This is a genomic window from Pirellulales bacterium (assembly GCA_036490175.1).
Classification (GTDB): domain Bacteria; phylum Planctomycetota; class Planctomycetia; order Pirellulales; family JACPPG01; genus JACPPG01.
Map to the genome: position 1 here is coordinate 1 of DASXEJ010000202.1, position 13,804 is coordinate 13,804.

A 13,804-nucleotide genomic window follows, 5' to 3' on the forward strand; every position below is an offset into this window, starting at 1 on the left:
CTCCCCTGCCCCGGACACGTGCTATGCGTATCTCGTGCGGCATGGCGCCACGGCCGCTAGCGCCGCCCACCCGGTTGTGATGCAAGGTCTCAGCATGGACTCGCCGCTGTCCGAGGTCGGCCAACGCCAAGCCAACGAGACCGGCACTTTCTTGGCCGGCCGCCGCATCGATGCTGTGTATGCAAGCCCGATGGTTCGCGCCCAACAGACCGCCGCCGCGATTGCCGGACCGCATCACCTGACGCCCACGACGATCGACGAACTGATCGAAGCCGATCTCGGCTCGTGGGAAGGTTTGAGCTGGGATGACATCAAACGCGACGATGCCGAAGCGTACCGACAATTCATCGAGCGGCCCGACCTGTTCGGCTACGGCGGCGGCGAAAGCATTTCCAATGTACGCGACCGCGCCGTACCAGCCCTGAAAGACATCATGCGCAAAAACCTGGGCCAGGTGATCGCCGTGGTGACGCATCGAATCGTGATCCGGGCCTGCGTCGCCCACCTGGTCGGCATGCCACTGGCCGAAGCACGCCGGCTGTCCCCATCGACGTGCGGACTATCCCTTATCCGCTATCACCAGGGCGAGATCGAAGTAACAACCTTCAACGCCCTGTTCCATCTCAGCGCGTGGTGAAGAAGATCACGCGCAATAACGACAGCACGCAATCGAAGCGAAGCATCTAATGTGTGGCGCTGCCCCCTCACCCTGCCCTCTCCCGCAAAGGGAGAGAGTGAATGCGGCAGGTGTAAACGCGTTGAAATGCTTAACCCTGTGTTATCGCCGCTGCATTCTTTGCAGAAATGCGTCGGTATCGTCGACGGGCACCGCGTCGCGTGTTTGATAGACAAACTGCGCTGGATCGATCGGTGTGTCAAAGTGGACATCGACGAACTTCACCCGTGCCAAGACATTGTCGTTGTGGGAATGCCGGCCGACCGTTGCCGCGCGTAAGTAGTCCACTTGATACGTGAACAGGTCATCGCGGCCGATGTATATCTCGACCTGATTGGGCGTATAGACTGGCAAGCGGCTGAGGTCGGCTGCCGCCCCCCCATCAATGGCCTGCTTCTGATCCGGCATCAACTGCCCGAGCGCGGCCTGCTTCCAGACGCCTAGCACGACGTATGTCGGCATGTTTCCCAGTTTCTCGCTGCGCACGGCCTGAAAATCAAACGATCGATTCAGACTATCGATCAAGGCCGGCAAGCCCCCCAGGGCCAGCACGTCGACGCCGGGGCGAAAACCGGTTTGTTGCAGACCGGCCACGGCGCGGGGCACGTCCACACGCGAGAGGCGCGATTGCGTCAGAGTCGTTTGTTGAATCCACAGCGCCTGGCCATCGCTCACTTGCTGCAAGCTACAGGCCTTATCGCCTAGCTTGACTTTCAATTCGAGGCGCAAACGGCGCGAGTCGCGCGGACCTTGCAAATATTGCCCTGTCGCGATCAGCGACTCGCCGAACAGCCCCGAGCTGAGACTGATCTTGGCCGACAACGTATCGTGACTGGCCAAGCGCTGGATCACCTGCTGGATCAGATCGCCGGCCGGTGGCGTGGGGACCAGATTGTCGCGGCTGGTCGAGGCCGGGTTCGCACGGGCGACAGGCGCCGCAGTGGCCGTTGCCGACACGTTGCTAGCAACAACTTCGCTAGCGTGCCCCTTGGACCGTGAATGCGTGGCGTAAATTCCAGCCGCAACCGCCCCCAGCATCCCGCAAACGATCGCCGGAAGTATGGGCAATCTGTGCTTCATCGGTGGGGTTTTAACGGATTTGTCAAAGAATCCGGTTGTGCAACGTCGAACTTAAACCTCAGACGTGCGCGCCCCGAGCAAGAGCGCCCACGAACCAATTGCCTGTCCGGTGGCGAAAACCCCGGCAGGAAACACGGCAAACGTATAAGGCGACGCATTGTAGGAGGGCCGCTACGCGCGGTCCACGCCAAAACATATTCGAGACGAGGCCGTCAGGTGGGCTGCAACCAAGCCACCGCCTGATGACGATTCGCGTGGATTTCCTAGGGGGGAAACGATGAAGTATCAAATGGTTGCATTGTGTCTATTTCTCGGGGTCACAGGCTGTCAGGTGCCTCTGGCTCACAATCTGCCGCCGGCAGAACAAATCATGCACCCTGGTCCTGGCGTCGATGGCCCTGGTCCGGGCGTCATGATGCCGCCCGGCGGTAGCGGCGGACTGGTGCCGTTTCCTGGGGCCACGTCTCAGATCGCCTTCGTCGGCCCAGAAGCCATGAGCGTGGCGTGGGACGTAGGCGGTCCTGGTGCGTTCGATTCTGAACCGCTAATCGTGCCTGGCCGGTACAACTTTCCGCAGGGTGCGATCTATCGCCTGAAACTGACCAGCATCCCGGGGCGCGCCGGCGTCGAGCTGTATCCCACGCTCGAAGTCGCGCCGACGTTGCCGCGCACCGATGCTTACCTGGCACACAACGCTGTCCCCTTCCAACTGACGGACGAGGACTTCGACCAGGTGCTGAGCGGGAACTTCGTCACCAAGGTGATTTATCTTCCCGATGCAGAGTTCCAAGAGTTGGCCTTGGCCGGCGTCGAAACGTTGGTCAGCACGCGGCTCGACCCGGGCGTCGATCCAATCGTCGAAGCTGACCGTCGCGGCTCGATCCTGGCGATCATCCGCATCGGTAACAAGGATCTGCAAATCCCCGGTGGCGATGGAGGCGGTTATGCCGCCGACGCGGCCTTGGCAGCGGCCGGCATGGCCTGCGGCCTGACCGGCGGTCCGGGCAGCCAAATGCCGCCGGAATTGGTCTCGGGCATGACGGCACCCCAATATGGCATGCCCATCTCGGGTACGCCGATCGGTCTGCCTGGCCCGCCCCATATTCCCTTGGGCGTGCCCGCCGGCTTGCAGAAGCACGTGATGAGAAACCACACCTTTATCGATCTGCCGAATCCGGTGGCGAAGGTCAGGATCGACGTCAAGCAAAAGCCAGGCATGAGCTATCCGAAGCCGGCCAGTCACGCCCATATCGAAGAGAGCGTGTTACCGCCACCGGCACTGTATAGCCATCCACTGTCGACCAAGTTGCAGCTTATCGGCTCGGGGCCCATTCCCCCGCCGCCTGTGGCTGCCGCTTGCGACGACGAGTGTGCAACGCCGTAAGAATGCTGCGAGGCGACGCCTCTTCAACCCTGCTCCTCCGTGGGGGAAGGAGCAGGGTTGGGAGGCAAGAGTTTGAGTGTTACGACGCGAAGAATTGTTGATCGAGCGAGTCCTATCCACGAGATCCTTGGCAATGGTCAACCAGCTCCGCAACTCGGGCGTCCGCAAGCGGCCGCAGCGAGACAAGGTTGCCTGCCTGGCAGCGATGGCACTGTTCGTCAGTCTGTTTGCGAGTTCGCGGCTCGCGGCACAGACGTCGAACGTGCATTATCGCTACCAAGGCAACGAGCCTCCGGGAGCGATTGGTGCTTGGCAACTGATGCGGGGAGGTCCATTGCCTGGGTACTTCCAGCCGGTTGAGATCAGGGCCCCTCAGGGGGTCTTGATCTCGCTGGCGGTGGATGGAAATTTCGGTCAACAACTGCAGACTCCGTTTCGCGTCGGACTGCTCATCGCTCCGGTCTATCGCTTGCGGGTTACCAATATTCCGCTGCATGAGGGAGAAGAAGTCTATCCCACTATTGAAGTGATCGATCGACTCTATCCGCCCGCCGGCCAGGCCGTGCGGTTTCCGATTCCCATCGAACTGACGCAAGAAGACCTCGAGCTGGCGTTGGAAGGGAACTACGTCACACGCGTCGTGTACCTGGAGGATCCGGAGCACGTCTTGCCATCGGGACCACCCTGTAAGGAACAGAACTGGTTCGACGCCGGGCCGGGGGCCAATCCGGTGCAGGTTGCCGATCGCTTGGGGCGTCCGATGGCGATCATTCGTCTCGGCGGTCGTGTGCCAGATAATCGCTCGGGGCCTGACTGCGCGTTCTTGGCCGGATGTCCGCCGTTTGTGCCACTGCCGGGTTCGTGCGATCGCCCTTGTGGTCCGGAACCCGTGCCGGTTTCTCAGGAAACAGAGCCCATCAGCGCAACGGATTCACGGCCCTCAGCGGTTCCACTTGCTGAGAAGAAATCACGACTGGGCAGCACGGCCACGCGGCCAGCCACGAACAGAAGCAACCATGATTAATCGTGTCGGCGATTCCTGGGACTGCGGCGGCTGGCGTGCTGCCGGGCGCGCCGCACTGTTGGTGATGGCGGCGCTGGCGTTCTGTTCGTGCCGTGCGAATCTGGCCAACCAGGGGCTTGCACCCCAGGCGATGACGACGCCCCCCTGCCCTTCCCCAGAAGAGACGACCGCCGCGATTGCCGAAGCTGGCCCCGCGATGCCGCAATTTGCTCCTATCCCGCTGCCGTATCAAGTGACCGGAGCCTGGGCACCGCCAGGCATCGCGCTCCCCTGGCCTGAGGATGAGTACGTGCGCGATGGCGGCGACGACGGCGCGCCGGTCATGGTCGCTCCGGACTGGAACGTGTACGGTTTGGGGTTGGAAGACACCATCGCTCACTTCGACACGACCGACGGCCGGACGATGATCGAGGCCTCGAACAAGGTCACGATTTATGCCCCCTGCTTCGGCGCCGTGCGCACAGTGACACGACTGGCAGGCAATGAACAGGCGCAACCGGTCCTGGGTGTCGACACGCCCATCCGCGTGGTGCGACACGACGAGTCGCTCATGCCGGTTTCGAGCTTGCAGCGCGTGCAAGCCGATCGCCAGGCCGGCCTGAAGGTGACAGGCGTTTACGAAACGCGACAAGGGGACGGTGCCCTGTCGCGCGCCCTGATCGTCACTGCTTTCCAGGATGCATTCCTGCCCTACGAGAACATCGCAGTCCTGCGCACGGGCCAATACGCCAACAACGAGAAGGCCCGCTTGGCCGCGGCGGTGCAAAACGCCATTACTTGGACCGCCGACCAGGCCGTGCAGGTTGTGATCGACAACAAGGCGGCGCAGGCCGTAGCCGGAGATCAACGTGTCCAGACTACGTACACGGTAGACGACCTGACTTACCCGAAGTTGCGAATTATCAAGGTGGCCTCGACCCAAACGGCCGCCTGCGGCGAACCGGTCGATTTCACGCTTCGCTTCGACAACATCGGCACCCAAGTGTTGGGCAACATCGTACTGCTGGACAACCTGACGCCGCGCTTGGAATATGTGCCTGACTCGGCACAGTCGAGCCTCGAGGCGAATTTCAGCGTCGAGCCGAACGACGGCAGTTCGCTCGTCTTGCGATGGGAAATCGACAAGCCGGTCCAACCCGGCGACGGCGGCGTGGTGCGATTCCGCTGCGTGGTGCGGTAAAAGACGAGCTGCAGACCATGCAGCTTCGCCTGACCTTCAATACGCAGTGTTCGAGTTTCCAGGTGCCACCGCTGGCTCGCCCAGCGGTCCGAGTCGCCAAGAAACTGCCCCTTCCAGAGTCCCTCGGACAGGCGGAATTACATTCGGTATGATATTGCCGACGCTCCGATTCTCACTCCGCAGACTTGCCCACGCGACTTGCCATGCCCCACCCCTGGATTGCCAAGCGGATGGCCCAGCTCGATAGCTCGGGCATTCGCAAAGTGTTTGACTTGGCTGCCAAGATGAAGAGCCCGGTCAATCTGTCGATCGGTCAGCCCGATTTCGACGTGCCCGAGCCGATCCGCCAGGCTGCCGTGGCAGCCATTGACGCGCGCAAGAACGGTTACTCTCCCACGCAGGGCATCGGCACGCTGGTCGACAAGCTGCAAACGCGAATCGACGCGCAATACCACCAGCCCGATCGACGCGTGTTTGTCACCAGTGGCACCAGCGGCGGCCTGGTGTTGGCGCTGATGGCGATGGTAAACCCGGGCGACGAAGTGATCGTGTTCGATCCGTACTTTGTCAGTTACCCGCCGCTGGTCGAATTGGCTGGCGGCCGAGCAGTGATCGTCGACACGTATCCGACATTTCATGTTGATCTCGATCGTGTCCGGGCGGCGATCACGCCGCGTACCAAGGCCATCATCTTTGGCAGTCCGGCGAATCCGACCGGAGTCACGGCAACTGAGGATGAAGTTCGCGGCATCGCCCAATTGGCCGAGGAACATGGCATCGCCTTGATCAGTGACGAAATCTACGAGCGATTCTGTTACGACGCGCCGTTCGTCTCGCCGGCCCGCTATAACGCCCAGACGATTGTCGTCGACGGGTTCAGCAAAACCTATGCCATGACCGGTTGGCGTTTGGGTTTCGCGCACGGTCCGGCCGAGCTTGTGCAAGAAATGGCCAAGCTGCAGCAATACACGTTCGTCTGCGCGCCGCAGCCCGTACAGTGGTCAGGACTGGCGGCGCTCGACGTGGACATGGGCCCGCACATTGCCGATTACCGGCGGAAGCGCGATCGACTGTTGGCCGGCCTGACGGACTACGAGATCGTCCACCCGGGCGGGGCCTTCTATATTTTTCCGCGTGTGCCCCACGGCACGGCCACGGAATTCGTCGAAAGGGCCATCGCCCGCGAGCTATTGATCATCCCCGGCAAGATCTTCAGTCGGGCCGACACGCATTTTCGCATCTCTTATGCGGCCACAGACGAGACGATCGACCGCGGTGTCGAGATTCTGCAAGGCTTGGTGCGAGCATAGCGGGCGTGCGGTCTCACACGGTGCCATCAAAGGCAATCGCGTCGGCCACTTTGTACGACCAGAGCTTGTCGCGAACCCGTTGTATAATGCTCGCAAGGATCGCCCCGCGTTCGACAACCGAGCGCGGACAGAATTGACGTTCAATGGCAATATTCCTCGGCAAATAGGCCAAGTCGATGTCATGGACGTCACTTTTCCGACCGGTGAATAATGCGAATAATGTGAATATTTCCCGGCTATCTTATGGGGTAATCACCCCCTATCGTGGCGCACTGTGCGAACAGAATGCCAATGAGCACATGTCCAGTTCCGTTCCGAGTCCGTGCAATGGGCTGTGGCTGCACGACAATTCGCAACGCCACTGGCGATCATCGCGACATACGGACGCAACGCGTCTTGCCGACAGCGGTCACGTGCAAGGCGTCGCCGGGCCGACGTGATTCGTCCGCTGCATCTTCCACGCCAATAATAGGGAGCGATTGATCGTGCGCATCGTGTAGTACAACAGGCAGAGCAGCCCCAATGTGACCGCGACGATGCGACAGGGCGCGGCGGTGGAGAAATCGGCCAGCGTCTGCGCTACGATGCGGGACGGATCGTGCATAACGTCCCAACTGTTGAAGCGGCGGTACCGGCCCAGATAGATTCCGAACGACGCGGCCAGGTTCAATGCAACTTCCGCGGCAGGCACGTAGCGACGGTAGCCGAACGAACGCAAGTACCTACCAAACAGCATGAGCGAGAGCACGTGGGCCTCCAGCCCGACGAGCATGAATGCCGTGTATTGGGGAACCAGCACCACGGCCACGACCCAGGCGCTTGGGATCGGAGGCTGCCGCACGCGGCGGATGAACTGCACGATATCTGTCAGCACGTAGGCCGAGTTCGGCAGGAAAAGCACGAACGCCGCAAACGCAACGCACCAGAGTAATCCCGGGCGCTGGCGCGCACGAAACAACGAAAACGCCAGCAAGGGGGGTATGATCGCGAGCAGCGTATTCCAGCCCATCCCATTGAGCGAAACAAAGTTATTCTGCACCGACATACACCAGCCTCCACTCCGTCGTCGAGCCCATTACCAAACGCGGAACGCTTAAGCCGCATCGCAGCTCTCGCAAGACATTTTAATTGCTACCGAGAAATCGTGCGCGTTCCCGTCTCCGGCACGCGTCATTGGCACGCGCGCCTCGCACACATTCGGCGTTCCGTGCTGAAATGCTGCGCGGCGCAACAAAAAAACGAGCCCGGATCAGCTTGCGCCGACCGCGGGCTCGTTTAGATAGCGCTGTTGACTTAACCCCCACGGCCAGCAAGCTGGGAGTGGGCTTGAACGTCACGCGCTCTTGTGCTTGGGTTCCGGAATCGGAAACAGCTTTTCGCGACCGGCCACAACGTCTTCGGTGATCAGATAGCTCTGACCGCGTCCCTGTTCGGGCAACTCGTACATGATGTCGAGCATGATCGATTCGATGATCGACCTCAGTCCGCGAGCCCCCGTCTCTTTCTCTTGGGCCCGCTCGGCCACGGCCCGCAGCGCCGTCTCGGTAAATTCCAGCTGCGAGTTCTCCATGGAGAACAACTTTTGGAATTGCCGCACCAACGCATTACGCGGCTCGGTCAGCACGCGCACCAAGGCGCTCGAATCGAGCGGCTTGAGAGCCGTGATCACTGGCAACCGTCCCACGAGTTCGGGAATCAAACCGAATTCCAGGATATCGTCGCTCGTGACCTGGGAGAGCAACTTCGACAGATCCGATTCTCCCTCCTGAGTCGACGACTCTTGGCCAAAGCCAATCGTGCGGCGGCCCAGCCGTTTGCTGATGATCTTTTCGATGCCGACAAACGTGCCGCCGCAGATGAACAGGATATTGCTCGTATCCATCTGGATGTACTGCTGCTCGGGATGCTTGCGGCCGCCTTGCGGTGGCACATTGGCCAGCGTCCCTTCCAGCATTTTCAAGAGCGCTTGCTGCACACCCTCGCCTGATACGTCACGCGTGATCGACACGTTCTGGCTGGTTTTGCCGATCTTGTCGATTTCGTCGATGTAGAGAACGCCGCGTTGCGCCGACTCGAGATCGAAATCGGCGGCATGCAGCAGCTTGAGCAGCAGGTTCTCGACGTCTTCGCCGACGTAACCCGCCTCGGTCAGCGTGGTCGCGTCGCCGATGGCAAACGGCACGTTAAGGATTCTCGCCAGCGTGCGGGCCAGCAAGGTTTTGCCGCAGCCGGTGGGCCCGAGCAACAGGATGTTCGACTTGTCGATCTCGACTTCCGAAGGCTCGGCCGTCAGCATCAGCCGCTTGTAGTGCGTATGCACCGCAACGGCCAACACCTTTTTGGCTTCGTCCTGGCCGATGACGTACTCGTCCAGTTGGGCCACGATTTCACGCGGCGTAGGCACCTTGCTAAAGAGTTGCTTGCTGCTGCCGCGACGACGCCGTTCCTGCTCGAGGATCGACTGGCACAGCTCGATACACTCTCCGCAGATGTAAACGTCGCCCGGTCCTTCTACCAACGGACCGACGTCACGGTAGCTCTTGCGGCAAAACGAGCAGAAGGCATTCTTCTTGGTCGTGCCACCACCACGGCGAGTTCCACTCAAATCCCGACTAGAGGGCATTACCTACTCCTTTCCAAATCATACCTGACGAGCCATCTTGGGCCTCGCAGGCACGAAAAGACTCCAGGATGTCGCTCGAGAGGCCAAGGCCTGACCGTCCTAGTCGGGAAATTGCGTCGAGCCGCAGTTGCTTACGAGAGTACGTGGTCGCGTGTTCAGCCAATTCTGTCTATCCGATCCCGGCAGATTGTCTTGCAAGAATTTAAGTTCACTCGCGTCGGTACAGAGCGCCCAGGCATTCCGCTTCGTTAGAATCTGTCGTTGGCAGCCTTAAGCCTCTTTGCCGCTATCCCTTAACTCGTCTTGCAGACGGGCTGACAGCATTGCCTTTATTGTTCGGTATTCGACGTCCGTTAGCTCACCTCGGCTGTGCAATTCCCGAAAATTCGTGAGTAACTCGTTCGTTTTGGGACCGTCTTCGCGGAAGCTGCTCTTCACTCTGCCAACGACGTAAATGCCGGTGACCACTAAAATGGCGACTGCGGCGACTCCAATGACGACCGCCCCTGTCGGTGATGTCAACATCTCGAGCATGGAATCTCGTTCCGGACGCACAAAAAAGTGGTGCCCTGCCCCCCCTCTTTTGCCTCGCCCAATTATTATGCACAGGCGGACCTAAGGCGTCTAGCATTTGCGCACACGATCTGACTATGCATCGACGGAGGGAAGCGCGAGTTTTAAACCCTTTGACGCGGGCGTCCGCCAAAAGTCCCATCCGAGTCTCCTCTTGCCAGCCAAGATCCACATCGGCGCGAAGAGCACACCAGACTTCCCAGACCCCCAACGATGCAACACGGAGAGACGGCCTGATGGGCAAAGATGATCATTTGCAACGAGTTTTGCGCACGGGCATCGTGGCGATTCTGCGCACAACCGATAGCAGCCGGTTGATCGATGTGGCCGAGGCACTGCTGGCCGGCGGGATCGACGTCATCGAAGTCACGTTCACCGTTCCTCGAGCCGAGCAGGTGCTGGCCGAGGTGGCCAAGCGCCTCGGGGATCGCATTTTGCTGGGGGCCGGCACGGTGCTCGATCCCGAAACCGCACGCATAGCCATTTTGGCGGGTGCGCAATTCCTGGTCTCGCCCGTCGTCCGGCCAACGGTCATCCAGTTGGGGCGTCGCTACGGCAAGCCGGTATTTCCGGGCGCCTTCACTCCCACCGAAGTGCTGACGGCCTGGGAGGCTGGAGCCGACATCGTCAAGGTTTTTCCCTCGGACTGCGTTGGCCCCTCCTACCTGAAGGCTTTGCGCGCCCCGCTACCAGACATTCGCCTGATGCCCACGGGCGGAGTGAATCTCCAAACCTTGGCCGACTTCCTTAAAGCCGGAGCATGTGCGGTCGGGATCGGCAGTTCGCTCGTGGAACCGCAGGCGCTCGCTGCCGGCGACTTTGCGCGCATCGAGTCGCTTGCCCGACAATACGTGCAAATCGCCGCCGAGACGCGTGCCTCGATGGCAACCAGGTAGATCCGTCCGCTCGTCGAATCTGAACTGTCGACATGGACAGTCTGCAACGCCGAGGTTGCAAGCACCGCCGTTCAGAACACCCCAGCGCCCGCATCTTGCGCAGGACATCGTCTCGGTCTTCTCTTGCTCAAGCCGTACGACCGGCAGAGCCGATATCTGATGGCGTGACGCTGCGCCGTGCGCTCGCCGAGAGGCCGGGCTGCGCGCACGCACGGGTTGATCGGTAATCGGACACGTACTTCGGTCGCAGACTGATGCGCATTGCGTTGAGCGTGATCGTGCTGCTCTCGTTGCGGCTGGCAACAGCCACGGCCGACGCTCCTGCTGCGCCCACCACACCACCGCCGATCTACACGCGACAGAACGTATTTGGCGTTCCATTCGTCATGGACCCGGCCGAACCCGGAGCGCGGCGTGCGGTCGAGGTGCAATTGCACGTCTCGGAGAATGGCGGTCCGTGGAAGCTACAGGCCAAGTCGCCGCCCGAAAGTGGCAGCATTCGATTCCGCGCCGTCCGCGATGGTGAATACCATTTCATGGTCCGCACCAGGGACGACCACGGTGATCTGTTGCCACATGGTCCACCGCATCCGGAACTGACCGTCATCGTCGATACCGATCCTCCTGTGCTGGAACTGGTAGCAGAACGCGGTTCCGGAGGCGAGATCCACGCCCGCTGGCGGGTGCGAGACGCTCATTTGCGCTACGATAGTCTGCGCATCGAGTACCAGGTGGGCCCCGACGGCCCGCTAACGCCGGTGGCGATCGATCTGCCGCCGGTCGGCGCCACGACGTCAGCCCGCGAAGCCACTTGGCTTCCGGAGGCGCGCGAAGTGCCCGTCACAATCCGTGCCGAGGTATGCGACCTGGCCGGAAACGTCGCCAAGTCGCAGCAACAGGTCGCAGGCTTACCGCGTAGTCGCACCGCGAACACCGGCGGAAGCAGTCCCGCGCAAGGTCCGCCCGCAGAAGGGTCGATTTCGCAATGGCCCGGTGAAAAGACTCAGGGGACGCCACTGGGTCGAGGTGAACCACCGTCGATGGCCGGCTCGTTTCCGTCGCGGTCAACCAGCGATCAGACATTGGCCGGCAATGCGAATCGTTATGGGGCGGTAATGGAAGAGGTCACCCCAGCCGAAAATGTGCCCTATGCCGAGGCATTGCCCCCTCCCGCTGCGGCACCCGTGCTCGCACAGCCATCGCCCGAGAATCGACCGCTCGCGCCAATGCAGCCTGAAGACGTCGGCCTGCCACCGTCTGCTGGCAATGCCCACCAAACCAAACCGCGCACGCGACGCGATGTGGAAGCAAGCGACGGGCCCCGTCTCCCCTGGCCGGTGGCGATCCCGGCATCGACGGACGCGATAGCTGGGTCGCGCGAAACTTCTCCTGGTGGAGAAACGGTGCCTGCCGGCCTGCAACCTCATCTGATCAATACCCGACGCATCGAATTGGACTACGATGTTGATCCTGCAGGCTCGACCGGCGTTGAAAAGGTCGAAGTGTGGGGCACACGAGATGCCGGCCAAACGTGGAGCCGTGTGGCCAGCGATGAGGATCATCGCAGCCCTGCGGTTGTCACCGTCGATAACGACGGGCTATACGGTTTCCGTATCATCGTCGCCGACACCAATGGCGCACGCGAGGAACCGCCGCGGGCGGGCGATGCTCCCGACGTAACGATTGGTGTCGACACTGCCAAGCCTGTCGCACAATTGACCGGCGCAGGCTTGGGAACCGGTGCAGAAGCAAGCACTGTGACCATCCGTTGGCAGGCCAGCGATGCGCAGCTCACGGCGCGGCCTGTCTCGCTTTTTTACAGTATCGAAGCGGCAGGTCCCTGGTCGCCGATCGCGATGGACCTGGAAAACCTCGGGCGGCATGTTTGGCGGCCCGATTCCAGCACGCCGAGGCACGTATATCTACGCATGGAAGTGCGCGACCAGGCAGGCAACGTGCAGGCGGTCAGCTCACCGGAACCGGTGTCGCTCACAGCGGGTCGTCCCAAGGGGCATATCCGCGGAATCCGCCCAAGTGCGGCTGGCACCCCACCGGCCGCACCATCCGCAGTTTCCCCCTCAACCGGCGCCGCACCCGTTTGGCAAGACTACGTGCGCTGAACGGCGGGGAAACGCCGCACACCAGGATTCACGGTTCGCAGACCACGCGAAAGCCACTGGCGTAATCCCTGTAGGTGCGCCCCGCGTCGCGGAGATTGGCCGCGCGCAGACTGGTAACGGGGGTAATAAATCCACCGCCGCGCAAGAAATGTCGATTGCCGGCAGCGGCCCCTGCGGACCGTCAACCGGCGAGTGCGAATTTGCGCGCACATCATGCGACGTTAGGTTCCGCTCCGCAAGATACGGCAGTTATTCCAGGAGCTTTTTCATTGCGGTCATCAGCACTTGCTCGACGCTGGGAGCCACGCGCGAGGCAATGCCCGTCTCATAGCCCCCCTGAGAATACGAGATCTCGGTGCCGATATAGCCCGCGCCATAGTCGCCGTACGCTGCCATCGCCACAAAAGATCGAGGCCGCATCTGCTGCCCGGCCAACTGGTATTCGATGAAAAGTTCGGCGGGCATGTGCATTACATATGCGTCGCCCAGCTTCAGGCAACCAATGTCAATGGGTTGCTCGCGCCGCGAGCGCGCCAGCCATGCCAGATCCATCGCCGCACGGACGCGCTGCTTAGTGTCGCCGGCCGGCGCTGCCAACTCGCGCTGCAAGCCCTCTTCGTTCATTCGCGGACTGACAGGCAGCAGTACCGGCTCGTATCGCCACGCCACATCGCTGGCAATGATGGGTCGTCGCTCGACGGCGTTCCATGCGGCGCGCATCCCGTCTGCGATGCGAGAGGCCAAGATGTCTCGATACTCGCGCGTGCCATCGAAATACTTTCCCATCGTGACGTTGCCCGAGGCGCCATTGAAATGCACTAACGGCACGCCCGGCAACTCGCGCTCGCGGATTGCCCGGGCGAGTCCCACCGTGTCACTGCTGACGGCCCCTTTGCCGTGGTAGCTCTGTGGATGAGTAGCGTAATAGGTGACGGCCG

The 13,804-nt window shown here is 61.3% G+C and carries 12 protein-coding genes; 7 read left to right on the top strand and 5 right to left on the bottom strand.

The window, feature by feature from the left end; all coding sequences use genetic code 11:
- Window positions 1–637: histidine phosphatase family protein (locus VGG64_14390; protein ID HEY1600794.1), on the top strand; the 637-nt coding region annotated here is incomplete at its 5' end.
- A gap of 141 nt (window positions 638–778) precedes the next feature.
- Here VGG64_14390 and VGG64_14395 read toward each other — a convergent pair.
- Window positions 779–1,744, bottom strand: a complete 966-nt coding sequence (locus VGG64_14395) for a hypothetical protein (protein HEY1600795.1) — start codon at window positions 1,742–1,744, stop codon at window positions 779–781.
- A gap of 289 nt (window positions 1,745–2,033) precedes the next feature.
- Between VGG64_14395 and VGG64_14400 the strand changes: the two genes are divergently transcribed.
- The 4 genes from VGG64_14400 (at window position 2,034) to VGG64_14415 (ending at window position 6,654) form a co-directional block, all read left to right on the top strand.
- The gene (locus VGG64_14400) at window positions 2,034–3,140 is read left to right on the top strand and encodes a hypothetical protein (protein HEY1600796.1); all 1,107 of its coding nucleotides are present in this window, start codon (window positions 2,034–2,036) and stop codon (window positions 3,138–3,140) included.
- A gap of 133 nt (window positions 3,141–3,273) precedes the next feature.
- Entirely contained in the window at window positions 3,274–4,164 is an 891-nt protein-coding gene (locus tag VGG64_14405; GenBank protein ID HEY1600797.1) for a hypothetical protein, read from the top strand.
- Window positions 4,157–5,344, top strand: a complete 1,188-nt coding sequence (locus VGG64_14410; protein ID HEY1600798.1) for a hypothetical protein — start codon at window positions 4,157–4,159, stop codon at window positions 5,342–5,344. Before VGG64_14405 ends, VGG64_14410 begins: the two co-directional genes overlap by 8 nt.
- A gap of 203 nt (window positions 5,345–5,547) precedes the next feature.
- Window positions 5,548–6,654: an aminotransferase class I/II-fold pyridoxal phosphate-dependent enzyme gene (locus tag VGG64_14415; GenBank protein ID HEY1600799.1), complete on the top strand. Its 1,107-nt coding sequence runs from the start codon at window positions 5,548–5,550 to the stop codon at window positions 6,652–6,654.
- 409 nt (window positions 6,655–7,063) lie between these two features.
- On the opposite strand, the gene VGG64_14420 is transcribed toward VGG64_14415, so the two are convergent.
- From VGG64_14420 to VGG64_14430, 3 genes are all read right to left on the bottom strand, one after another.
- Window positions 7,064–7,699, bottom strand: a complete 636-nt coding sequence (locus tag VGG64_14420) for a DUF1361 domain-containing protein (protein ID HEY1600800.1) — start codon at window positions 7,697–7,699, stop codon at window positions 7,064–7,066.
- A gap of 288 nt (window positions 7,700–7,987) precedes the next feature.
- Window positions 7,988–9,277: an ATP-dependent Clp protease ATP-binding subunit ClpX gene (gene clpX, locus VGG64_14425; GenBank protein HEY1600801.1), complete on the bottom strand. Its 1,290-nt coding sequence runs from the start codon at window positions 9,275–9,277 to the stop codon at window positions 7,988–7,990.
- Between the two features lie 270 nt (window positions 9,278–9,547).
- A complete protein-coding gene (locus VGG64_14430; GenBank protein HEY1600802.1) occupies window positions 9,548–9,811 on the bottom strand; it encodes a hypothetical protein in 264 nt (87 codons plus the stop codon).
- A 275-nt stretch (window positions 9,812–10,086) separates the two neighbouring features.
- Between VGG64_14430 and eda the strand changes: the two genes are divergently transcribed.
- Both eda and VGG64_14440 read left to right on the top strand, forming a co-directional pair.
- Window positions 10,087–10,746 carry a bifunctional 4-hydroxy-2-oxoglutarate aldolase/2-dehydro-3-deoxy-phosphogluconate aldolase gene (eda, locus tag VGG64_14435; protein HEY1600803.1) on the top strand — a complete coding sequence of 220 codons (660 nt, stop codon included), beginning with the start codon at window positions 10,087–10,089 and terminating at the stop codon, window positions 10,744–10,746.
- A gap of 254 nt (window positions 10,747–11,000) precedes the next feature.
- Window positions 11,001–12,866 (top strand): Ig-like domain repeat protein, encoded by a 1,866-nt coding sequence (locus VGG64_14440; protein ID HEY1600804.1) that lies wholly within the window; start codon window positions 11,001–11,003, stop codon window positions 12,864–12,866.
- Window positions 12,867–13,115: 249 nt separating this feature from the next.
- Here the strand turns inward: VGG64_14440 and VGG64_14445 are convergent.
- On the bottom strand, window positions 13,116–13,804 hold a 689-nt coding region (locus VGG64_14445; GenBank protein ID HEY1600805.1), incomplete at its 5' end, for a hypothetical protein.

Excerpts from the sequence above, each read along its gene's own strand:
- VGG64_14400 (HEY1600796.1), top strand. The coding sequence starts at position 2,034 with ATGAAGTATCAAATGGTTGCATTGTGTCTATTTCTCGGGGTCACAGGC.
- VGG64_14405 (HEY1600797.1), top strand. The coding sequence starts at position 3,274 with ATGGTCAACCAGCTCCGCAACTCGGGCGTCCGCAAGCGGCCGCAGCGA.
- VGG64_14410 (HEY1600798.1), top strand. The coding sequence starts at position 4,157 with ATGATTAATCGTGTCGGCGATTCCTGGGACTGCGGCGGCTGGCGTGCT.
- VGG64_14415 (HEY1600799.1), top strand. The coding sequence starts at position 5,548 with ATGCCCCACCCCTGGATTGCCAAGCGGATGGCCCAGCTCGATAGCTCG.
- VGG64_14420 (HEY1600800.1), bottom strand. The coding sequence starts at position 7,699 with ATGTCGGTGCAGAATAACTTTGTTTCGCTCAATGGGATGGGCTGGAAT.
- clpX (HEY1600801.1), bottom strand. The coding sequence starts at position 9,277 with ATGCCCTCTAGTCGGGATTTGAGTGGAACTCGCCGTGGTGGTGGCACG.
- VGG64_14430 (HEY1600802.1), bottom strand. The coding sequence starts at position 9,811 with ATGCTCGAGATGTTGACATCACCGACAGGGGCGGTCGTCATTGGAGTC.
- eda (HEY1600803.1), top strand. The coding sequence starts at position 10,087 with ATGGGCAAAGATGATCATTTGCAACGAGTTTTGCGCACGGGCATCGTG.
- VGG64_14440 (HEY1600804.1), top strand. The coding sequence starts at position 11,001 with ATGCGCATTGCGTTGAGCGTGATCGTGCTGCTCTCGTTGCGGCTGGCA.